Raw genomic sequence first — 21840 nt, forward strand, 5'->3', positions numbered from 1 at the left:
CGGGCTCTTGACCGCTCCCCCCTTTCCGCTAAACCTGCGCAGCAAGACAGGAGACGTTCATGCAAGCATTTGAATACAAGGTTGTCCCCGCCCCGGCCAAGGGCACCAAGGCCAAGGGGGTGAAGACGCCCGAGGCGCGCTTTGCCAATTCGATCGAGATCCTGCTGAATGAAATGGCCGCTGAAGGCTGGGAGTTTCAGCGCGCGGAACTGCTCCCGAGCGAGGAGCGCGCGGGCCTCACAGGAACGGCCACCAACTGGCGCAATGTGATGGTGTTCCGCCGCGCCATTGCCGCAGAGCAGCCCGCAGCGGCCCCGGAAGCCGCGCCGGAACCGGCGCCGGTACCAGCCCCGGAATTCCGCCACAGCGAGCCGCCGCTGACCGCCACCGCCGGCGATCCCGAAGCGCCCGCAGGCGCCACGCCTGTGCCCGGCCCCGGCGCCGCCAGGATGCAGTCGGATGATGGCGTTGAGGAACTGAGCCCGGTCTCCGGCATGACGGCCGCGCTGAAAGCACGGGCCGGGCTGAAAGACGGCAGCGAAAACTAGATCGCTGACCGGTGGGCGGCCCCGCCCGCCGGCAGTTGCTTAAACGCCGATATCCAGCGCCAGCGCGTGGATGCGCGGCACGATATCCCCCAGTGCCTTATGCACCGCCCGGTGCTGCTGCACCCGGTTCATCCCCTGAAACGCACCGGCGCGGATCCGCACCGCAAAATGGCTCTCGCCTGAGCCGTCATCGCCCGCGTGGCCTGCATGTTTGTGGCTCTCGTTCACCACCTCCAGCACCGCCGGCGCAAAGGCCGCCTGCAGGGCCGCCTCCATTTCCGTCTTCACGCTCATTTTCCGCTCATCCTCAAAAATTTTACCTGCGCCCTCTTCAATCTGGCGGCCCTTAGACTAAACTGCTGCCTCCGAGTCGAACAGATGCGTCTAGAAGGTGCACCCCCATGAGCAAGTCCGATCCTTTTGGCTTTGATATGTCCGTCCGCTCCGCGAAAAAGAAGAACCCGCGCGGGCGCCGGGCGGCCACTGGTGCCTCTGAAACCTCCGTGCGCGTCTGCGACAAGGACGGTTGCGAAGAAGCCGGCAAATTCCGCGCCCCCAAGGCGCCCGATGTGCTGGATGATTTCTACTGGTTCTGCCAGGAGCACGTGCGCGAGTACAACAACCAGTGGAACTTCTTCGAAGGCACCACCGAGGCAGAGCTGAACGCGCAGCGCTCCAAGGACAAGGTGTGGGAACGCGAGACCAAGCCGCTGGGCGATCCCGAGGCCCGCGCCTGGGCACGGCTGGGCATCGAGGACCCGCATCAGGTGCTGGGCGCCAATGCAACGCAAAACCCGGGCCGCGCCGCCAAGACCGGCCGCCGCCTGCCGCCCACCGAACGCCGCGCTATCGAAATCCTGGAGGCCAAGGACGATTGGTCCAAGGCCGATATCCGCAAGGCCTACAAGAAGCTGATCAAGGTGCTGCACCCGGACATGAACGGCGGCGACCGCAGCCAGGAGGAACAGCTGCAAGAGGTCATGTGGGCCTGGGATCAGATCAAGGACAGCCGCAGCTTCAAATAGCAGGCTGCACACCGCCAACTTCAGAAGCGGCTCCCCCGGGGGCCGCTTTTTTCGTGGCCGGACCCGCGGGCTGTGCGCCCTGCGGGGCATTTCCCGCGCCTTTGGCCAGGCCGCTATCCTTCCGGTCAGGCCGGCACGCTTTTGCCACCGGCGCAGGGGCGTTTCTATCCTTCTGCGGACAGGCGCCGCAGGTCTTTCACCTGTAGATTGAGTTTATCAGCTTCAACACCGCTCACAGCCAGCAACCGCCATCACAGGAGACCGCCCATGCACCGCATCATCCTCGCCGCCGAACTGTCCGCCACCGCAAGCCACCAGCAGATTGCCCAGTTCATCAACCGCAACCGCCCCGCCTTCCGCAACGGCGGCGCCACCGGGATCATGATCCGCAGCGGCAATACTGTGCATTTCATTCTGGAAGGGCCGCAGGCTGCGCTGGACAATACCATCCGCCAGGCCAAAGCCAGCCCGCTGTTCGAAAGCGCCGAGCCCTGCGGTTCTATGCCGATCCGCTTTCGCGCCTTCGATAAAATCTGCCTCGCCTATGCCCAGCCCGAAACCCTGGGCAAAGAGATGCGCAGCGAAATCACGATGCTGACCGGGCTGGATTTTTCCAGCCAGGCGATGGCTGCCTGACGCTGCCTGCCGCGCCGGCTCCGGAACTGCCCGCAACCAGCTCGGCATCAAACCGCCCCGGCATGCCCCGGCATGGGCGGTCTTTTGCCGAAAATTAATGATAGACTTTTTATTTCTTTGACCCGCCCCGCCGCGACCGGTTAGGCAAAGATGAGCCGGCCGCAGCCTACCCCCCCCAAAGCTATGCGAGCGCCGGCCAAACGCGCCCCCTGCTGCCCGGCCGGGGGCGCAGTGCTTGCCGCACCGCCGTTTCCGTCCGTCCAGTTCCGTCACAATCGCAATATCAGCTGGATTGCTGCGCGAGTTTCCCTTGCGCGCGCGGTCCAGATCAGGCACCAATCCCGCGAATTGGCCCCTGAAAGCAGGGAAGAGGGATAAGGACCGACTGCGATGACCGACGGATTTGTGGATATGGATGCGAAACCGACCGAAACGATTTCGGTGCGCGATGTGTTCGGGATCGACACCGACATGACGGTCAAGGGCTTTGCCGACGGCTCTGAACGCGTTCCGGCGATGGACCACACCTACAAGTTCGACCCGGAAACCACATTGGCCATCCTGGCAGGTTTCAGCCACAACCGCCGGGTGATGATCCAGGGTTATCACGGCACCGGCAAATCGACCCATATCGAACAGGTCGCCGCCCGCCTGAACTGGCCGTCTGTCCGTGTGAACCTGGACAGCCACATCAGCCGGATCGACCTGATCGGCAAGGACGCGATCAAGCTGCGCGACGGCAAGCAGGTGACTGAATTCCACGAGGGCATCCTGCCCTGGGCCTTGCGCAACCCGGTTGCCATCGTGTTCGACGAATATGACGCGGGCCGCGCCGACGTGATGTTTGTGATCCAGCGTGTTCTTGAACACGACGGCAAGCTGACATTGCTGGACCAGAACGAGATCATCACCCCGAACCCGTTCTTCCGCCTATTTGCCACCGCCAACACCGTGGGCCTGGGCGACACCACCGGTCTGTACCATGGCACCCAGCAGATCAACCAGGCACAGATGGACCGCTGGTCGCTGGTCTCCACCCTGAACTATCTGAGCCACGATGCCGAAAGCGCCATCATTCTGTCGAAGGCGCCGCATTACAACACCGCCGAAGGCCGCAAGAAGATCTCCCAGATGGTGACCGTTGCCGACCTGACGCGCACCGCCTTCATGAACGGCGATCTGTCGACCGTGATGAGCCCGCGGACCGTGATCAACTGGGCCCAGAACGCCGAGATCTTCCGCAACGTGGGCTATGCCTTCCGCCTGTCGTTCCTGAACAAATGCGACGAGTTGGAGCGCCAGACCGTAGCCGAGTTCTACCAGCGCTGCTTTGACGAAGAGCTGCCGGAAAGCGCTGCGAGCGTTTCGCTGGGCTAACTGGTAAAATGCCGCCCGGCCGCAGGCCGGGCAGCGCCCGACACGCCCCCCGTCAAACCGAAGGTTTGCCTCCGGCAAAACGGGCGGGCGCTTCTCGCCCACCCCGCCGGGCCAGCCGCTGCCCTATCCGCAGCACACTCGCTGGACTTTCAATCAGGCAAGGGCGATGCTGACTGGCGGAAAAGGTGCGACCATGAAAAAGCCGAACGATAACCCAGCCGATCCGTTCAAGAAGGCCCTGACTGAGGCCACCAAGGTGATGGCCGACGATCCGGAGCTGTCGGTCAGCTACACGGTCGACCCCTCGGGCCTGTCGGGCGACACCATGCGGCTGCCGCAAGTCTCCCGCCGGATGACCCGCGAGGAAGTGCTGCTGGCCCGCGGCACCGCCGACGCGCTGGCGCTGCGCCACAAGTTCCACGACGACGCCACCCACGCCAAATACGTGCCGCAGGGCGAAATGGCCCGCGACCTCTATGAGGCGATGGAAACCGCCCGCTGCGAGGCGATGGGCGCGCGCCACATGCCGGGTACCGCGTCGAACATCGACGTCAAGATCCGCAACGAGTCGATCCGGCGCGGCTATGACCAGATGAAATCCTCCTCCGAGGCGCCGCTGGCCGCCGCCGCCGGCTTCCTGGTACGGCATCTGGCGACCGGCCGCGACCTGCCGGAAGGCGCTTCCAACATCATGGAGCTGTGGCGCGGCTTCATCGAATCCCAGGCCGGCGGCACGCTGGAAAACCTGGACGAGACCATTGCCGACCAGGCCGCTTTCGCCAAGCTGGCGCGGCAGGTAATCTCCGACCTCGGCTATGGCGACCAGCTGGGCGACGACCCGGATGAGCTGGACGATGAGGCCAATGACGAGGCCGAGGACAACGCCGAGGAGCAGCAGGACCCGGACAGCACCGGCCAGGACGATAGCGAGGAGGAGCAGGCCGACGCCTCCCCCGAGCAGAGCCAGGAGCAGCAGCAGGACGAAAGCCAGGCCCAGGTCTCGATGGACGAGATGGCCGAGGACGATCTGGCCGAGGACACCGAAATGCCCGATGGCGAGGCGCCGCTGGAGCCGCCCGCGCCGCCGCCGGTCTCGGATGCGGACCCGGATTACAAGGTGTTCCTGGATGCCCATGACGAGGAAATCAACGCCGAGGAGCTGGCCGAGCCTGCTGAGCTGGAGCGCCTGCGCGCCTATCTCGACCAGCAGCTGGAGCCGCTGAAGGGCGCGGTGAGCCGCCTTGCCAACAAGCTGCAGCGCCGCCTGCAGGCGCAGCAGAACCGTTCCTGGGAGTTCGACCGCGAGGAAGGCATCCTGGATGCCGGCCGTCTGGCGCGTGTGGTTGCCAACCCGACCACGCCGCTGTCGTTCAAGGTCGAAAAGGACACCGAGTTCCGCGACACCGTGGTGACGCTGCTGCTCGACAACTCCGGCTCCATGCGGGGCCGCCCGATTTCCATCGCGGCGATCTGCGCCGACGTTCTGGCCCGGACGCTGGAGCGCTGCAACGTGAAGGTCGAGGTGCTCGGCTTCACCACCCGCGCCTGGAAGGGCGGCATGGCGCGCGAGGCCTGGCTGAACGAGGGCCGCCCGCAGCAGCCCGGCCGCCTGAACGATCTGCGCCACATCATCTACAAAGGGGCCGATGCCCCGATGCGCCGCACCCGCGCCAACCTGGGCCTGATGATGAAAGAGGGCCTGTTGAAGGAGAACATCGACGGCGAGGCGCTGGAATGGGCGCACCGCCGGATGGTGGCACGGCGCGAGGCCCGCAAGATCCTGATGGTGATCTCCGATGGCGCGCCGGTGGATGATTCAACGCTCTCGGTGAACCCGGCGAACTATCTGGAAAAACACCTGCGCGACGTGATTGCGATGGTCGAAAAGCGCAAGCAGGTGGAGCTGCTGGCGATCGGAATCGGCCACGACGTGACCCGCTATTACGAGCGCGCGGTGACGATCACCGATGTGGAGCAGCTGGCCGGCGCGATGACCGAACAGCTGGCGGCGCTGTTTGACAGCGACCCGCGCGCCCGTGCCCGCGTCATGGGCATCAAACGCGCGGGCTGACTTCCCCCGTCAACCCAAGGGCGCGCTCCCGCGCCTTTGGCCTGCATCTGCAGATGCTGTCCTCAGCCTTGGGCATGGCCGCGCGCTGACGCGCACGGCGGGGGGGGGGGGGGGGGGGGAGAGAGAGGAGATGAGGCTGCAGGGGAAGGGCAGGATGAAGACAAAAGGCAAGATGGGCGACGTGATGAAGGGGCCGAGTGAGGCGGAGTACAGCTATGTGCGTTCGGTGTCACCCCCCTCTCCCTTTTCCCCTCCCTCTCAATTTTCTCCCCTCCTTTTTGGCCCTCCCCCCCCCTGCCCCCCCTCTCCGGCGCCGGATGCCACAGGCATCCGGCGCTTGGCCCAACGGGCCGCGGGGCATCTTGGATGCCCTGAGGCCGGGCGGGAGCTTTCCCGTCTTCCGCCTTCAAGTTTGTTCCGTCAGGTCCCGGCAATTCCCTCTGCCGCCGCCCTTGCCAGCTGCAGGGCGATTTGGGACAAGAAGGGGCGCGCGGCTGCTCAGCCCTGCGCCTTTTCTTTGCCGCGGCCACCGGGACGTCCCCTGCTGCCGCCCCGCCCTTCAGCTGGAGAGAGACGCCGATGTATCAGACCTTCGATGTGACCGCCCGCCCGGAACAGGGCCCGCCCCGGCTGGCCGCGCTGCGCAAGGAACTGGCGGCGGAAGCACTCGACGGCTTCCTGGTGCCGCGTGCCGATGCCCATCAGGGCGAATATGTGGCGCCGCATGATGAGCGGCTCAGCTGGCTTACCGGTTTCACCGGCTCCGCGGGATTTTGCGCGGTGCTGCAGGAGATCGCCGGCGTCTTCATCGACGGCCGCTACCGCACCCAGGTGAAACGCCAGGTCGCCGCGGAATATACCCCTGTGCCCTGGCCCGAGGTGCAGCTGGCGGACTGGCTGAAGGAGCAGCTGCCGCAAGGCGGCAAAGTCGGCTTTGATTCTTGGCTGCATGCCGCCGGGCAGATCACCTCGCTGGAAAAGGAGCTGAAGGGCAGCGGCATCACCCTGGTGCAATGCGAAAACCTGGTGGACCGGATCTGGGAAGACCAGCCGGAGCCGCCGATGAACCCGGTGGCAGCCCACCCGCTGGACTATGCTGGCGAAAGCGCTGCGGACAAATGCACGCGGCTGGCCAAGGGCCTGCGCGAGGCCGGCCAGGCGGCGGCGGTCATCACCCTGCCCGACAGCATCATGTGGCTCTTGAACATCCGCGGCAGCGACGTGGCCCGCAACCCCGTGGCGCATGGCTTTGCCATCCTGCATGGCGATGCGCGGGTGGACCTGTTTATGGCAGCCGGGAAGCTGGCGGGCCTGCAGGATCACTTTGACAGCTCCGTCACGGTGCATCCGCCTGAGGACTTCCTCAAGGCCGCCGCCGCCCTCAACGGCTCTGTTGCGGCCGATTCCGGCACCGTGCCGCAGATCGTGGCCGATGCGCTTGGCGACCGGCTGGTGCCTGCAGGCGACCCCTGCGCCCTGCCCAAGGCGCGCAAGAACACAGCCGAGATCGAAGGCAGCGCCGCCGCCCACCTGCGCGATGGTGCCGCGATTGCGGAGATGCTGGCATGGCTCGATTCGCAGGCGCCTGGGACCATCACCGAAATCGACGTGGTGAAAAAGCTGGAAGCCCTGCGCCGCGAAGACCCTGCCCTGCGCGACATCAGTTTTGAAACCATCGCAGGCACCGGCGAAAATGGCGCCGTCATGCATTACCGCGTGACCGAAGAGACCGATACACGGCTGGAGGACGGCCACCTGCTGGTTCTGGACAGCGGCGGCCAGTATCTGGACGGTACCACCGACATCACCCGCACCATCGCCATCGGCACCCCAGGCGAGGAGGAGCGCGCAGCCTATACCCGCGTGCTGCAGGGCATGATCGCTATGTCCCGTCTGCGCTGGCCCAAAGGGCTGGCGGGCCGCGACATCGAGGCCATCGGCCGGATGCCGCTATGGCTGGCAGGCCAGGATTTCAACCACGGGCTTGGCCATGGCGTCGGTGCTTACCTCAGCGTCCACGAAGGCCCGCAGCGGCTGGCGCGCACCAGCCATGTGCCGCTGGAGCCCGGCATGATCCTGTCAAATGAGCCGGGATACTACCGCGAGGGCGCCTTTGGCATCCGCATCGAGAACCTGATCGTTGCACAGGAAGCCCCCGCATTGGACAGCAGCGACCCGGAGCGCGAGATGCTTTGCTGGCGCACGCTGACCTTTGCCCCCATTGACCGGCGGCTGGTAAACGTGGCAATGCTTACAGCCTGCGAAAAAGACTGGCTGAATGCCTACCACCAGGAGGTGGCGGCAAAAATCGGCCCGCGGCTTAGCCCCGCCGCAAAGGCGTGGCTTGATGCCGCAACTGCCGCCTTGTGACACATCTTTGTTACTTAGGCTGTGAGATAGACTGAACAAAAGACGACAAGACCGAAGAGAATGGGAAAACACGCATGACCACGATCCGTATCCGTAAGGCCGAAGGCACCTGGACTGTCCGCTCCGGCGGCGCCGTATTGGGGGAGACCGCCAATGCTCTGGAGCTGTCAGAAGGCGATCTGGATCCGGTCATCTATTTCCCGCGCGAAGACATCGCCATGGCGTTCCTGGACCGCACCAGCAAGTCCAGCCATTGCCCGCACAAGGGCGACGCCAGCTATTTCTCGATCGCCAACAAATCCTCGGTCACTGAAAACGCCGCCTGGAGCTACGAGGACCCGGTTGAGGCCGTGGCAGAGATCAAGGGCCACCTGGCCTTTGTTCTGAGCGACTCCGTCAAGGTGGAACAGGTCTGACCGGACAGGCCTGCCCCGGTGCGGAGCCATAGCCGAAACGCAAAACACCGGCGCCCTGCGCCGGTGTTTTTTGTTTTGCAGGGATGCCAGGCGCCTGCCCCGATTCCGGTTGCAGCCGCCGGTCCGGCCAAGCAGCGCGGGCCGGTTCGATGTTCTGGCAGAAGCCGGGATGGCTAGGTGAGAACGGCCCGGCTGAGGTTCAGCCTTGCTTCCTCCAGCGCATCGCCTGCGCCTAGGATATCCGTTTCCCGCGCACACTGGATCGCGTAGTTGATAGCCGCTTCCAGTGCTGCCCGCTCGTTTGCCCGCTCGTCCGCCTTGTGTTTCGCATCAGCCTCTTGCGGGCCGATTTCGAAATTGCGCATGATTTTCCACCCAAAGTGAGTAAGTCTTGTTATGTCGCAATCGTGATGTTGAGACAGCGGCCTGGGCAGGGCAACTAAATTTTTAAGACTTTCTTTACCACAATCCGGAACCTGTAGCGAAATTCTCACAGATCAGGGGAGATTTCCTGGATTTTCCCCTTCGGCGGTAGTTTGCCACCGCCAGGTTCAGCGGTGTTCCTCTGCTGCGGTGGCCGCCAGCGCCCGGTTGTAGGCCTTCAGCGCGTCCACGTGATAAAGCGCGCCGATGATCTCCTCGCTGCCGCCGTCATCCATCATCACCGGCAAATAGGCCGCATCCGCGCGGTCAAACACCGGCATCGCCGCCTCCAGCGAGGCGGAGGCGCGGATGCACAGGCCCTGCTCTGCCAGGGCCTCGCAGTCCTCCAGGCTGGCGCAGCGGCTGTCGCCCATCGGGCGCATCACAGCCCCGGCCCGGATCAATGCCAGCAAATAGGCCTGCGGGCCCGCGGCGCAGTGAATATTGCGCTTTTCCAGCTGGGTCAGGAAGAACGACCGGTCCACCAGCCGCGACGCCAGCGCCGTCGACATGGAGACCGAGACCATCACCGCCAGGCCGATCTGCCAGTCGCCGGTGAGTTCAAACACGATCAGCGTGGTGGATATCGGCGCCCCCAGAACGGCCGCCGCAACCGCCCCCATGCCGGCAAAGGCATAAAGCGTATGGGTGCCGGACACATCCGGCAGCACCGCGGTGGCAATCAGCCCGAAGGCCAGCCCGGTCAGCGCCCCGATCATCAGCGAAGGCGAGAACACGCCGCCGCCCATGCGGCCGCCCATGGTGATGGCAACGGCCGCCGTCTTGACCGCGGTAAAGATCACCGCCTGCCCCAGCAGCAGCCCGCCGGTCAGCGCCAGCACAGTGGTTTCATAGCCCACACCGATGATATGCGGATACCAGACCGCAATCACGCCAAGCATGGCGCCGGAGACGGCAGGGCGCAGCCAGCGCGGCAGATGCAGCCGCTGCTGCACCGTGTTGCCCACCTTGTCGGCAAAGAAGATCGCCTTCATCAGCGCCACCGCCACCAGGCCGCAGATCAGGCCAAGGATCAGGAAGGCGGGCAGTTCCACATAGAACTGCAAGGCGCCCGGCGTGTTCAGGGTGAACTCGGTCACATCGCCGTATTCCAGCCGGTTGATCACGGTTCCGGCCACCGAGGCCACCACGATCGGCGCAAAGGCGTTGACCGAGAAATGCCGCAGCACCACCTCCATCGCAAACAGTGCGCCCGCAATCGGCGCGTTGAAGCTGGCCGAGACCCCCGCCGCCACCGCGCATCCCAAAAGGTCGCGCCCGGTGATGCCGTCTGCATTGATCCGGTTGCTGACCCAGGTAGAGATCACCCCGGCCAAATGCACCACCGGCCCTTCGCGCCCGGTAGAGCCGCCGGTGGACAGCGTGATGAACGACGCCAGCGCCGAGGCCAGGCCCTCCTTGTGCTCGACCCGCCCGTCATTGAGCGCCGCACCTTCGATCACATCCGCAACAGAGCGCACCCGCCCGTCCGGGGTGAACCGGTCCAGGATCAGACCCACCACCAGCCCGCCGCCTGCGGCGATAGCCACCAGCGTGTACCAGGGCAGACCCTGCGCGTAGGAATGCAGGTAATCAAGATCCGGCGCACCATAGACCCAGGCCTGCAGCGCCGCGATTCCCTTGCGGAAGAACAGCGCGGCAAAGCCCGCGGCGATGCCGATCAGCAGCGCGATCAGCCAGAACTGGAACTGGCTGGGGCCGCGGTGGCGCAGCACCCGCCAGATGTCCTTGAGGCCGGCCAGCCACTGCAAAAACAATGCGGAAAGAGAGGAGCGGATTTCGTCTACCATAAGCTGTCAGCGGGTCTTTTTTCTTAATGGCGTGAAAGTGCCATAAATCCAGTTAAAGAACCCTCACCTGCCCGGCAGCTTTGGCAGGTTATCCGGCCAGCAATGCGCGGGCCGCGGCGCGGGCCTCCTCGGTGATGGTATCGCCAGAGACCATGCGCGCAAGCTCATCCACCCGTTCGGCCTCGGCCAGCGGCACCACCTGCGACAGGGTCATGCCATCGACCACCTGCTTGCGCACTTGCCAATGATGGCCGCCAAGCGCCGCCACCTGCGGCGAGTGGGTCACCACCAGCACCTGGCCGCCGCCCGCCAGGCTGCGCAGGCGCCGCCCCACCGCATCGGCGGTGGCGCCGCCAACCCCGCGGTCGATCTCGTCGAAAATCAAGGTCTTGCTGGCATCTTCGCCGCGCAGGCAGACCTTCAGCGCCAGCAGAAAGCGGCTCAGCTCGCCGCCCGAGGCGATCTTGTTCAGGGCGCCTGCAGGCGCGCCCGGGTTGGTGGCCACGGTAAAGGCCACCGCATCCATGCCATCCGGCCCCGGCTCCGCCGTGGTGATGCGGGTCTCAAACACCGCGCGTTCCATTTTCAGCGGCGCCAGCTCTGCCATCACTGCCTTGTCCAGCACCGACGCGGCCTGGCGGCGCACTGCACCCAGCTGCTTGGCCGCTTGCCGGTATGCGTCCTCTGCCGCGTTAAGCGCGGCTTCCTGATCCGCCAGATTCTGGTCGCCCGCATCCAGCGCCGCCAGCTTGGCGCGCAGGGTTCCGGCATAGTGGCCCAGCTCATCCGCCTGCACGTCATGCTTGCGGGCCAGGGCGCGGATCGCAAACAGCCGTTCCTCGCAGTCTTCCAGCTCACCCGGATTGAAGTCGAGGCTGTCCAGCACCCGTTCGACCCCGTCCTGCGCCTCGCCCAGTTCGATCATCGCGCGGCTGAGCGCCGCCAGCGGCTCGTCCAGCCCGGTATCGTCTTCCTGGCCCGCAACGCCCTCAAGCCAGCGCTGCGCCTCGCCCATGGCGCCCTCGGCGCCTTCGCCCAGCAGCGCATGGGCGCGGGCGATGTCGCCGCGGATGCGCTCGGCCGCCTGCATCTGGCGGCGGCGGGTGTCCAGCGCCTCATCCTCGCCCGGTTGCGGATCCAGCTTGTCCAGCTCTGCCACCGCATGGCGCAGGAACTCCTCCTCGGCGCGCACAGCCTCCAGCGCCGCGCGGGTGGCGGCAACCGTCTTGCGCGCCTTGGCTGCATTGGACCAGGCGCCGCGCACCTCTGCCAGCAGCCCCTGCACCCCGGCATACTGGTCCAGCAGCGCCATATGGCCGCGCGGATTGAGCAGCCCCCGGTCGTCATGCTGGCCATGCAGTTCCACCAGCGTTTCCGACAGCGCCCGCAGCACCTCGCCCGAGCAGCGGCGGTCATTGACCCAGGCGGTCTTGCGCCCCTCGGCGGTGTTCACCCGCCGCAGGATCAGCTCATCCCCGCCCGGCAGCCCGGCCTCTTCCAGGATGGCGTGGGCCGGGTGGTCAGCGCCCAGTTCGAACTCGGCCAGCACCTCGCCCTGTTTGGCGCCCTGGCGCACCAGTTCAGCGCGGCCGCGCCAGCCCAGCACGAACCCCAGCGAATCCAGCAGAATGGATTTCCCGGCCCCGGTCTCGCCGGTCAGCACATTCAGCCCGGGCTGAAAATTCAGCTCCAGGTGATCAATGATCAGGATATCCCGGATATCAAGCGCGCGCAGCATTGCCCCGCCCCAATTGCCGCGGCAGCCGTTACAGCCACCGCCCCTTGATCGTCTGACGGTAGATCTGGCTCAGCCAGTTGTTACCGCGGTCCTTGGGCTTGAGCCCGTTTGCGCCCAGCAGCCGGTAGCTGTCCTCGTACCAATCGGTGGACTGGAAGTTATGGCCCAGAATAGCCGCCGCGGTCTGCGCCTCGGCCGTCAGGCCCAGCGACAAATAGGACTCGACCAGCCGGTGCAGCGCCTCGGCGGTGTGGCTGGTGGTCTGGAAATCCTCCACCACAACCCGGAACCGGTTGATCGCAGAGGTATAATGGCCGCGGCGCAGGTAATACCGCCCGATCTCCATTTCCTTGCCCGCCAGATGGTCAAAGGCCAGGTCGAACTTCAGGATCGCCGAATTGGCATATTCGCTGTCGGGATAAACCTCGATCACCGTGCGCAGCGCCTGCAGCGCCTGGAAGGTCAGCCCCTGGTCGCGGCCCACCTCGTCGATCTGGTCGTAATAGCTCAGCGCCAGCAGATACTGGGCATAGGCCGCATCCTCATCCGCCGGGTAGAAGTCGATGAACCGCTGCGCGGCCGCGCGGCTGTTCTCGTAATCCTTGGTCGAATGATAGGCAAAGGCCTGCATGATCACCGCCTGTTTGGCCCATTCGGAATAGGGATACAGGCGTTCAATCTCAGAGAAGTAATAGGCCGCATCCTTGGGCTGGCGGTTGGCCAGCTCAAATTCGCCGCGCTGGTAGATGTGCTCAGCTGAAAAGGCTTCCAGCGACTCGCCGCGTTTCACTGCGCCGCCATCGCCGCCGCAGCCCGCAAGGGCCGCCATCAGAAGCACCGCGCCGAGGGTTTTGGCTCCCGCCCTGATGCCGTTCATGTCGCCTCACCTCACCGTCATTGCCTTACGGGTGTCCGCCCCGGTTACGCTGTCTCTAGCATATTCAAATGGCGCGCAAAACGCCTTTCGCCACTTCCGCATTCACATGGCAGAGAAAGCCGGCAATGGTCAAGGCTGCCCTTCCATTCCTTGCCCCTGCAAACGCCTGCCTGCGCCATGCGGCATAGGAAAAGGCCCGGGACAGTCGCGTCCCGGGCCAGCCTGCCCCTCGTTTCAGGTTTCTGCCTTATGCCACGCGCCGCTGCTCAGCCGGAATTTCCGACCAGATCAGACCCTGCCCCGGCAGCCGTGCGGTCATCGCTGCATCGCAGGCGACGGCCCGGACCGCACCCGGCTCCGCAAACAGGGCACGCAGCAAGGTGTTGGTCAGCGCGTGCCCCGCGCGCTCGCCAACATAGCGCCCCAAGACCGGCCCCCCAGCCAGCGCCAGATCTCCCAGCGCATCAAGCATCTTGTGGCGCACAGGCTCATCCGCATGGCGCAGCCCGGCGCCGCTTTCGACCCGCTCGCCGTCGAAGACAACGGCGTTTTCACCCGGCACACCGCCGAGAGCGAGGCCATTGGCCTGCATGGTTTCAACATCTGCCTGGCGGCAGAAGGTGCGGCTGTCGCACAGCTCACGCGCAAAGCTGCCGTTGCGCATGTCCAGCACCTTGCTCTGGCGGCCGATGGCAGCCTCGGCAAAGTCGATGTGGAATTCGATGGTCAGACGGTCCGACGGCAACAGGGTGGCACGGGCGCCGTCCTTTTCGACGGTGACCGGCTTCAGCACCTCAAAGGCGGTGATCGGCACGCCCTGGCGCTGCACGCCGTATTTCATGATGCCGCGCACAAACGGGGCGGAGGAACCGTCCACGATCGGCACTTCCGGGCCGTCGATTTCGATCAGCGCGTTGTGCACGCCGCAGCCGGCCAGTGCCGCCATGATGTGTTCAACGGTGGAGACGCTGACGCCGGAGGTGTTGACCAGCCGGGTGCACAGCGGGCTGCGCTCAACCAGGTCCCAGCGGGCCGGAACCAGGGTGTTGCCCAATGCGATATCGGTGCGCTTGAAAACGATGCCGTGCCCCGCCGGAGCCGGGATCAGAACCATGCGTGCGGGTTTGCCGGAATGCAGGCCGGCCCCTTCGAATGCCACCGATGCCTTGAGCGTATTTTGCACGTTGCGCCTCGTTCCACTGTTTCCGGCCTCGCGGGGCCGTGTTGCGGATGAGAGTTAAGGTTTTGCTTAACAACGCACAACTCAATCTTTGTAACGGATTGAAACATGGCTGTAACAGATAAGCAAAACACCGCTTAGAACCACGCAAGCCCCTAATCTTAATAACAAAAAAGCCGCCCGAAGGCGGCTTTTCAGAACTGATATGTGATGCCTCAGTTAGCCTGGCGGCGCAGGAAAGCGGGGATTTCGATCCGCTCCTGATCCGGATCCGCCTGCTGCTGCTGGACCGGCTGCGGCTGGGCTGCCGGGGCCTGCGCCTGCATTGCGGGCTGCTGGCGCACGGCCTGCGGGCCCGGTTTCGCCGCCGGAGCCTCTGCGCTGCCGGTCATCCGGTGGATCAGCGAGTTCAGGCCAAAACGGCGCTGGCCCTCGGCCTGCGGCTGCTGTGCCTGGGACTGCGGCTGCGGCGCCGGGGCAGCGGGGGCTGCCGGACGCTGCTGCGCCTGCGGCTGCTGGACCCGCTGGGCCGCGGCCTGCAGACGTTCCAGCGCCTGCGGCGACGGGGTGCCGGGCGCCGGCGCCTTGGGGGCGACAAAGCTGTCGGCCTGCGGTTCGGCTGCAACATCTGCCTGCGGGCGGAATTCCGGCACCTGCGGCTGATATGCGGGCGGCGGCAGGCCGTCGTCGCCCATCGGCTCGATTTCTTCAAAGATATCTTCGGCCTGCTCCTGCGCCGCGGCTTGCTCAACGTTCATTTCAGCAAACAGCGCCGGCTCTTCCAGCGCGGCGGCGGGCTCAGCCGGTGCAGCTTCGGCAGCAGGCGCCGGGGCGGCCTCAGCGGCGGCAGGCTGCGCAACCGGGGTTTCCAGCTCCAGCGGACCCGCGGTGCGGGTGTCCTCGACGCTGACGGTCTGACGCAGCGGCGCCGACATCGGACGGCGCGGCACCGGCATATCGGTGTTCACATCGGTTGCGTCGATGCCGGTGGCCACGACGGACACGCGCATCTTGCCTTCCATGCCGGTGTCCAGGGTGGAGCCGACGATGATGTTGGCGTCCGGGTCCACTTCCTCGCGGATGCGGTTGGCGGCCTCGTCCAGTTCGAACAGGGTCAGGTCGTGGCTGCCGGTGATGTTGATCAGCACGCCCTTGGCGCCCTTGAGGCTGATTTCGTCCAGCAGCGGGTTGGCAATCGCCTTCTCGGCGGCCTGGACCGCGCGGTCCTCGCCCTCGCCCTCGCCGGTGCCCATCATCGCCTTGCCCATCTCGTCCATCACCGCACGCACGTCGGCAAAGTCGAGGTTGATCAGGCCCGGGCGCACCATCAGGTCAGTGACGCCCTTGACGCCCTGGTACAGCACGTCATCCGCCATCGAGAACGCCTCGGTGAAGGTGGTCTTCTCATTGGCAAGGCGGAACAGGTTCTGGTTCGGGATGATGATCAGCGTATCGACCACGCGCTGCAGGCTTTCGACGCCTGCTTCGGCCTGACGCATCCGCTTGAGCCCTTCAAACTGGAACGGTTTGGTGACAACGCCCACGGTCAGCACGCCCAGTTCCCGCGCGGCCTGCGCGATGATCGGAGCGGCGCCGGTGCCGGTGCCGCCGCCCATGCCCGCGGTGATAAAGCACATGTGCGCGCCCGCCAGGTGGTCGACGATCTGTTCGATGCTTTCCTCAGCCGCGGCCGAGCCCACCTGCGGGCGGGCGCCAGCGCCCAGGCCCTCGGTGACTTTCACACCCAGCTGGATGCGGGCCTTGGCCGCGCTTTGCTGCAGCGCCTGCGCGTCGGTATTGGCCACGACGAATTCAACGCCGTCCAATTCCTTTTCGATCATGTTGTTGACAGCGTTGCCGCCGGCCCCGCCGACACCAAACACCGTGATCTTCGGCTTCAATTCTTCCTGCCCGGGCATCGAAAGATTCAACGTCATGCTCATACCGCCTGTGTTACCCGCCCTTCCCGCAAAGGGCTTATTCCTGTCCTATTCACCATAATCTTACCGCGCAGCGGATGATGCGTCATCCCAAAAAGCACTCTGTGCTACAAAATACAGCCTCATTCTAAGGCTTGAAACGCGGTATTTCGCCGTCCCTAGCAGATATTGGGGATTCAGCACAAGCCACACACAACAAAACCTCTCCGCCCGCAAAATCGCTTTGCAGAGGAGATGTGTTCCGAAACTTGGCTGGCCACTGCCCGGCCTGCTGAATCGCCGCGTTTGCCGCGGACGTTAATGACAACCTAACGGGTCAGAAGGGCGCTGTCACGCCCCCAATGCGCATTCCGGTTGAATTGAACTCCGGCTTACCAGTTGTCGCGGAACCAGCGCACCGCCCGGCCCAGGGTGCCCGCCGGATGGCGGCTGGCAGGCATCTCGAAATCCCACCACTCATCCTGCGGATGGGCGGCAAACAGGCACAGGCCCACAGCAGAGGCAAAGCCCGGCCCGGTTGCCGATTGCGGCAGGCCGTGGACGCGCAAGGGCCGCCCCAGCCGCACCTGCTGGCCCAGGATCCGGCTCGCCAAGCCGTCCAGCCCCATGATCTGGCTGGAGCCGCCGGTCAGCACGATCTGCTGGCTGGGCAGGTATTCAAACCCGGCCGCATCCAGCCGCGCCCTCACCTCCTCCAGGATTTCCTCAACGCGGGGGCGCATAATGCCGATCAGCTCCGCCCGGCTGACGGTGCGCCGGTCGTGCTCCCAGTCGCCGGTATCGCCGCCGATGTCGATCATGTCGCGGTCATCGGCGCCGGTGGCATGCACCCCGCCGCAGAAGGTCTTGATCCGCTCCGCATTGGCCAAGGGCACGCCCAGCCCCATCGAAATGTCGCTGGTGATGTGATCGCCGCCCAGACGCACCGCGTCGGCATAGATCATATGCTTCTTCATAAAGACCGAAATCGAGGTGGAGCCGCCGCCCATGTCGATGCAGGCGGCGCCCAGTTCCTGCTCATCCTCGACCAAGGCCGAAAAGCCGGAGGCATAGGCCGAGGAGGCAATCCCCGCCAGCTCCAGATCGCAGCGCTGGATGCAGCGCACCAGGTTCTGCACCGCGATGGCATCCACCGTCAGCATATGCATGTCGACCGCCAGGGTCTGCCCCATCTGGCCGCGCGGATCGCCCAGGCCGGAACGGTTGTCGAGCGCGAAATTCACCGGCTGCGCGTGCAGCACCTCGCGGCCCGCGCCGTATTCCGGCACCTCGCAGGAGGCCAGCACCTGCGCGACCTCATGCTCCGAGACTTCCTGCCCCTCCAAATCCAGCCGCGCATCCAGCCCGTAAGAGCGCGGATTGGCGCCGGAGAAACAGGCGATCACATGGTCGACCCGCACCTCGGCCATCTTCTGCGCTGCCTGCACCGCGGTGCGGATGGCGCGCTCGGTCTCCTGCATGGCGGTGATTTCACCGAACTGCACGCCGCGCGACCGCGTGGTCGCCGCGCCGATCACCCGGAACCCCGACTGCCCGGCCAGGGCCCCGATGGAGCCGTCCTCGCTCAGCTTGCCGGCGCCGTCAAAGCGCAGCACCAGGCAGGCGATCTTGGAACTGCCCACGTCCAGAATAGCAACCACACCGCGCTGCATCGCCTGACGCCGCATCTGCCGCATCGCCCGCTGGGATTGATAGAGATCTGTCATGTTACTGCCCGCCCCCGTTCAGCTGCCGGATCCGCCACCAGTTTTCCACTGAGTTTTCGGTCATCCGCACGGTGGGGCGCCCAGCCAGGCGCATGTCCACCGCCGCCACATCGCGTTCCAGCAAATCCTGTACTTCACTTACCGCCAGCACCCGCTCCAGCGCCCGCACCGGCTGTTCGGCCGGCAGCATGATGCGCTGCTTGCGGTCCAGCACCACGTCCCAGCGCCGCTCTCCCACGCGCACCAGCCCGCGCAACCGCGGCCCCAGCGGCTTGGCCGCTGCAAACAGCCGCAGCGCCTCTGCCGCTACGCCGTCCGCCCCCTTGCCCGCGATCAGCGGCAGGTCCGGATGCAGGCTGCGGCGGCCCAGTTCAGCGACGTGAATGCCGCTTTCGTCCAGCAGCGCCAGCCCCTCGCGGCTGCGCCAGATCAGTGCCGGTTCGCGCTCCTCGACGTCCACCTGCAGGATGCCGCCGGGGCGGATCCGCACGCTGGCGGTCTTCACAGGGTCCAGCCCGGTGATCACATCGCGGATCTGCTCCAGGTCCAGATCAAAAGAGCTGACCGGGAAATCCAGCGGCACCACCTCGCGGATGTCCTGCGCCACGCTGGTGCCGGCACCGTCCACCGCCATCACGTTGACCATGAACTCCGGCCGTTCCTCGATCGCCGCGCGGGCGTCATTCACCAGCCCCTGCAGCACATCGCGGCGGCCCTCGTCCGCCAGATAGGCGCTGCCCGCGGCCAGGATCAGGCAGAACGGCACCCCAAAGCGCAAGCCGACACGGATCCCCGGTGTCAGCATCCAGCGCTGCAACCGGTACTTCAGCCGCGACGGCGCCGGGTCGCAGCGCCCTTCCTCCGGCTTGCGGAAGCGCCCGATCAGCGGTTGCATGAGGCATCCTCCACCATCCAGGCGCAGAGCTGGCCAAAGGTCATGCCGCAAAAAGCCGCCTGCTCCGGCGCCAGCGAGGTTGGCGTCATGCCGGGCTGGGTGTTGGTCTCCAGAAGGATCAGCCCATTGGCCCCGCGCGCCTCATCCCAGCGGAAATCGGTGCGGCTGACACCGCGGCAGCCCAGCACCTCATGCGCCTTCAGCGCGTATTCCAGGCACAGGTCGAAGATTTCCCGCGGCAGATCCGCCGGCAGCACATGGCGCGAGCCGCCGGGCTTATACTTGGCGTCGTAGTCATACCAGCCGTCGGTCAGGATATCAGTAACCGTCAGCGCCCGGTCCCCGACCACCGTGGTGGTCAGCTCACGCCCCGGCGCATAGGTCTCGACCATCACCTCGGCGGGCATTTCCTGCGACAGCCGCGGCGGGCCGTTGGCGGCCTCCTGCACAATATAGATGCCGACGCTGGAGCCCTCGTTGTTGGGCTTCACCACATAGGGCGGCGCCATCACATGGCCGGCGCTCACGTCGTCCTTGGCAAACAGCCCGCTTTCCACCACCGGCAGCCCGGCGGCGCGGTAGACCTCCTTGGAGCGCTGTTTGTCCATCGCTAGCGCCGAGGCCAGCACGCCGGAGTGGGTATAGGGGATCTGCAGCCATTCCAGCACGCCCTGGACGCAGCCATCCTCGCCCCAGCGCCCGTGCAGCGCGTTGAACGCCACATCCGGCTCCACCTCCAACAGGCGCGCGTGCAGGCCGGCGCCTGCATCCACCTCAACAACCTCGAACCCCTCACCGCGCAGCGCCGCCGCGCATTCACGGCCGCTGGACAGCGATACCTCGCGTTCGGCTGACGGTCCGCCCATCAGCACCGCGACTTTCGGGAGTGCCCTGCTCGACTTACTCACCACGAAGCGCCTCAATACATGCGGGGCTTTCATGCCCCTGTTTCTTGGAGCCCGAACAGGCCCGCCTTATGTTTTTGCGCCGGTTTGGCCCGGCTGATTTCCGCGGGGCACTGCGCCCCTTGCACCGGCATATCATTGCCGCCTCTTCGGCACCCTACCGCCCGAAATGTTACCGGGGCGTTAATGTTGCCTTTACCACGTTTAACAATTGCCGCTGCCCGCGCCCTTTCAGGGGCCTATGGTCTCCTCAGGCTGCGGCAACAGAAGCCTTTGTCAGCACTCAGGTTTTCCGGCTATTCGGGAAGCGGATCACCAATCCGCATGATTTCCCACTCTAGCGTGATGCCGGAATTCTCGTAAACCTTTTTCCGCACGTCTTCACCCAGACCTTCCAGATCTGCGGCAGATGCGCCACCCGTGTTGATCAGGAAGTTGGAATGCTTCTCGCTCATCTGGGCGCCGCCGCGCCGGGCGCCGCGCATGCCGGCGTTGTCGATCACCTTCCAGGCCTTCAGGTCATGCACATCATCCGCCCGCCCGGTCGAGGAGAACCCGGCCGGATTGCGGAAGGTGGAGCCTGCAGTGCGCTCCTTGGTGGGCTGGGTCTCATCCCGTTTCTTCAGCTGCGCTTCCATCCGGGCATGCAGCTCTGCCGGGTCACCCTTGGGGCCGCGCAGGGTGGCAGACACCAGCACCGCCCCTTCGGGGAATGCCGTTTGGCGGTATTGGAACTCCAGCTCCTCTGCCGTGATCTGGCGGATTTCACCCTGGCGGGTCACGATGGTGGCCGAGACAAAAACATCCGCCAAATAGCTGCCGTAGCAGCCCGCGTTCATCCGCACCGCACCGCCGATGGAGCCGGGAATGGTGCGCAGGAAGGTCAGGTCGATCCCCGCATCCGCCGCGCGCCTGGCCACATGGGCATCCAGCGCCGCAGCGCCGGCGGTGACGGTATCCCCTGCCGCTTCGATCCCGTTGAATCCGCGGCCCAGCCGGATCACCACCGCCCGCAGTCCGCCGTCCCGCACAATCAGGTTCGACCCGACGCCGATCGGGAACACCGGCACTGCCGGATCGAGGCCGCGCAGGAAATCCGCCAGGTCGTCAACGTCCGCAGGCTGAAACAGGCAGTCCGCAGGCCCGCCCACGCGCAGCCAGGTCAGCTCCGCCAGCGGCCTGCCCTCTGTCAGCCGCCCGCGAGCCGCCGGTAGTATCCCTTCAATTTGCGCCGCCATCGTCGTTTCCGTCCCAAGTTCCAGCCTGCCAGCGAACACAGTCCGTAGACGAGGTGGCCGCCAAGATAAAGGGATATCGCCATCCGGCGGCCGGACTCCGCCTCAAACAGCAGCCGCGCTGCCAGCCAAACCAGGATGGCAAGCCAGACCGCCGCCACTGCCGCCGCCAGATCAGAGCGCCTGGACCGGCCCAGCCGGTACAAACCCGCCAGCCAAACAACACCAAACGCCAGCCAAAGTGCAGATACAGCAACCAAAAGAGGTCTCCACCGCCAGCCGGTACACGCTGGCCTGAAACAGGAAATACGAAGTATGCTTGCCTGTTTAGCAGAGGACCTCAAAGAAACTGTAAATACGGCAGGGCGGGCTGCGCCGCTCAGAAACCGGTGACGCGCCGCACCCAGCGGCCCAGGTAGATCACCGGCCAGCGCAGCACCGACATCCCAGCCAGCAGCACCGCCAGCCCCCACCAGGGGCCGTTTTCATAGGTCACATAGCCCAGCAGCGGAATGCCCAGCGCAATCAGCACATAGGCGCGCCGCCAGTGGTTGTCGCGGCTGGGGATCATCGCCAGCACATTGGCTGCCAGCGCCCAGACGGCGGCCAGGGTCAGCGACCATGTCATGCGCCGCCACCCGCTTCTTCTGGCCGGAAATACCCCGGGGGGAGCCGCCAAGGGCGGCG

21 protein-coding genes are annotated in these 21840 nt (G+C 65.4%); 8 read left to right on the top strand and 13 right to left on the bottom strand.

What is annotated here, in order from left to right:
• The first annotated feature begins 59 nt into the window (after nt 1–59).
• Nucleotides 60–548 carry a DUF4177 domain-containing protein gene (locus ACXAHG_RS09795; protein ID WP_475057034.1) on the top strand — a complete coding sequence of 163 codons (489 nt, stop codon included), beginning with the start codon at nt 60–62 and terminating at the stop codon, nt 546–548.
• Nucleotides 549–587: 39 nt separating this feature from the next.
• On the opposite strand, the gene ACXAHG_RS09800 is transcribed toward ACXAHG_RS09795, so the two are convergent.
• Nucleotides 588–842 (bottom strand): BolA family protein, encoded by a 255-nt coding sequence (locus tag ACXAHG_RS09800; RefSeq protein WP_475057036.1) that lies wholly within the window; start codon nt 840–842, stop codon nt 588–590.
• Between the two features lie 107 nt (nt 843–949).
• Between ACXAHG_RS09800 and ACXAHG_RS09805 the strand changes: the two genes are divergently transcribed.
• From ACXAHG_RS09805 to ACXAHG_RS09835, 7 genes are all read left to right on the top strand, one after another.
• Nucleotides 950–1573, top strand: a complete 624-nt coding sequence (locus tag ACXAHG_RS09805) for a DnaJ domain-containing protein (protein ID WP_475044172.1) — start codon at nt 950–952, stop codon at nt 1571–1573.
• 267 nt (nt 1574–1840) lie between these two features.
• A complete protein-coding gene (locus ACXAHG_RS09810) occupies nt 1841–2209 on the top strand; it encodes a BLUF domain-containing protein (protein ID WP_475044174.1) in 369 nt (122 codons plus the stop codon).
• A 390-nt stretch (nt 2210–2599) separates the two neighbouring features.
• On the top strand, nt 2600–3586 hold the full coding sequence (cobS, locus tag ACXAHG_RS09815) for a cobaltochelatase subunit CobS (RefSeq protein ID WP_475044176.1): 987 nt from the start codon (nt 2600–2602) through the stop codon (nt 3584–3586).
• Nucleotides 3587–3779: 193 nt separating this feature from the next.
• The gene (gene cobT / locus ACXAHG_RS09820; protein WP_475057037.1) at nt 3780–5657 is read left to right on the top strand and encodes a cobaltochelatase subunit CobT; all 1878 of its coding nucleotides are present in this window, start codon (nt 3780–3782) and stop codon (nt 5655–5657) included.
• Nucleotides 5623–6258: a S16 family serine protease gene (locus ACXAHG_RS09825; RefSeq protein ID WP_475057038.1), complete on the top strand. Its 636-nt coding sequence runs from the start codon at nt 5623–5625 to the stop codon at nt 6256–6258. The genes cobT and ACXAHG_RS09825 overlap by 35 nt, the downstream gene beginning before the upstream one ends.
• Entirely contained in the window at nt 6237–8027 is a 1791-nt protein-coding gene (locus ACXAHG_RS09830; RefSeq protein ID WP_475057039.1) for an aminopeptidase P family protein, read from the top strand. The genes ACXAHG_RS09825 and ACXAHG_RS09830 overlap by 22 nt, the downstream gene beginning before the upstream one ends.
• Before the next feature lie 74 nt (nt 8028–8101).
• Nucleotides 8102–8443, top strand: coding sequence for a DUF427 domain-containing protein (locus ACXAHG_RS09835; protein ID WP_475044181.1), 342 nt, complete (start codon nt 8102–8104; stop codon nt 8441–8443).
• Between the two features lie 173 nt (nt 8444–8616).
• On the opposite strand, the gene ACXAHG_RS09840 is transcribed toward ACXAHG_RS09835, so the two are convergent.
• The 12 genes from ACXAHG_RS09840 to ACXAHG_RS09895 all read right to left on the bottom strand — a co-directional run bounded on the left by ACXAHG_RS09840 (nt 8617) and on the right by ACXAHG_RS09895 (nt 21781).
• A complete protein-coding gene (locus tag ACXAHG_RS09840; protein ID WP_475044183.1) occupies nt 8617–8808 on the bottom strand; it encodes a hypothetical protein in 192 nt (63 codons plus the stop codon).
• A gap of 186 nt (nt 8809–8994) precedes the next feature.
• A complete protein-coding gene (locus ACXAHG_RS09845) occupies nt 8995–10677 on the bottom strand; it encodes a chloride channel protein (RefSeq protein ID WP_475057040.1) in 1683 nt (560 codons plus the stop codon).
• A gap of 88 nt (nt 10678–10765) precedes the next feature.
• Entirely contained in the window at nt 10766–12415 is a 1650-nt protein-coding gene (recN, locus tag ACXAHG_RS09850; protein ID WP_475057041.1) for a DNA repair protein RecN, read from the bottom strand.
• 28 nt (nt 12416–12443) lie between these two features.
• Nucleotides 12444–13292, bottom strand: coding sequence for an outer membrane protein assembly factor BamD (locus tag ACXAHG_RS09855; protein WP_475044189.1), 849 nt, complete (start codon nt 13290–13292; stop codon nt 12444–12446).
• 247 nt (nt 13293–13539) lie between these two features.
• Nucleotides 13540–14475 carry a UDP-3-O-acyl-N-acetylglucosamine deacetylase gene (gene lpxC / locus ACXAHG_RS09860; RefSeq protein ID WP_475044191.1) on the bottom strand — a complete coding sequence of 312 codons (936 nt, stop codon included), beginning with the start codon at nt 14473–14475 and terminating at the stop codon, nt 13540–13542.
• 212 nt (nt 14476–14687) lie between these two features.
• Nucleotides 14688–16409 carry a cell division protein FtsZ gene (gene ftsZ, locus ACXAHG_RS09865; RefSeq protein WP_475057042.1) on the bottom strand — a complete coding sequence of 574 codons (1722 nt, stop codon included), beginning with the start codon at nt 16407–16409 and terminating at the stop codon, nt 14688–14690.
• Between the two features lie 374 nt (nt 16410–16783).
• The gene (gene ftsA, locus ACXAHG_RS09870; protein WP_475044194.1) at nt 16784–18118 is read right to left on the bottom strand and encodes a cell division protein FtsA; all 1335 of its coding nucleotides are present in this window, start codon (nt 18116–18118) and stop codon (nt 16784–16786) included.
• A 1-nt stretch (nt 18119) separates the two neighbouring features.
• Nucleotides 18120–19013, bottom strand: a complete 894-nt coding sequence (locus ACXAHG_RS09875; RefSeq protein WP_475057043.1) for a cell division protein FtsQ/DivIB — start codon at nt 19011–19013, stop codon at nt 18120–18122.
• Nucleotides 19001–19921 (bottom strand): D-alanine--D-alanine ligase, encoded by a 921-nt coding sequence (locus ACXAHG_RS09880; protein ID WP_475057044.1) that lies wholly within the window; start codon nt 19919–19921, stop codon nt 19001–19003. Before ACXAHG_RS09880 ends, ACXAHG_RS09875 begins: the two co-directional genes overlap by 13 nt.
• Nucleotides 19922–20214: 293 nt before the next feature.
• On the bottom strand, nt 20215–21156 hold the full coding sequence (gene murB, locus ACXAHG_RS09885; protein WP_475057045.1) for a UDP-N-acetylmuramate dehydrogenase: 942 nt from the start codon (nt 21154–21156) through the stop codon (nt 20215–20217).
• Entirely contained in the window at nt 21108–21413 is a 306-nt protein-coding gene (locus ACXAHG_RS09890) for a hypothetical protein (protein WP_475044202.1), read from the bottom strand. Before ACXAHG_RS09890 ends, murB begins: the two co-directional genes overlap by 49 nt.
• A 119-nt stretch (nt 21414–21532) precedes the next feature.
• On the bottom strand, nt 21533–21781 hold the full coding sequence (locus tag ACXAHG_RS09895) for a DUF2484 family protein (RefSeq protein ID WP_475057046.1): 249 nt from the start codon (nt 21779–21781) through the stop codon (nt 21533–21535).
• Nucleotides 21782–21840 lie beyond the last annotated feature (59 nt).

It is taken from the genome of Leisingera sp. ABD4_442 (genome assembly GCF_056160905.1).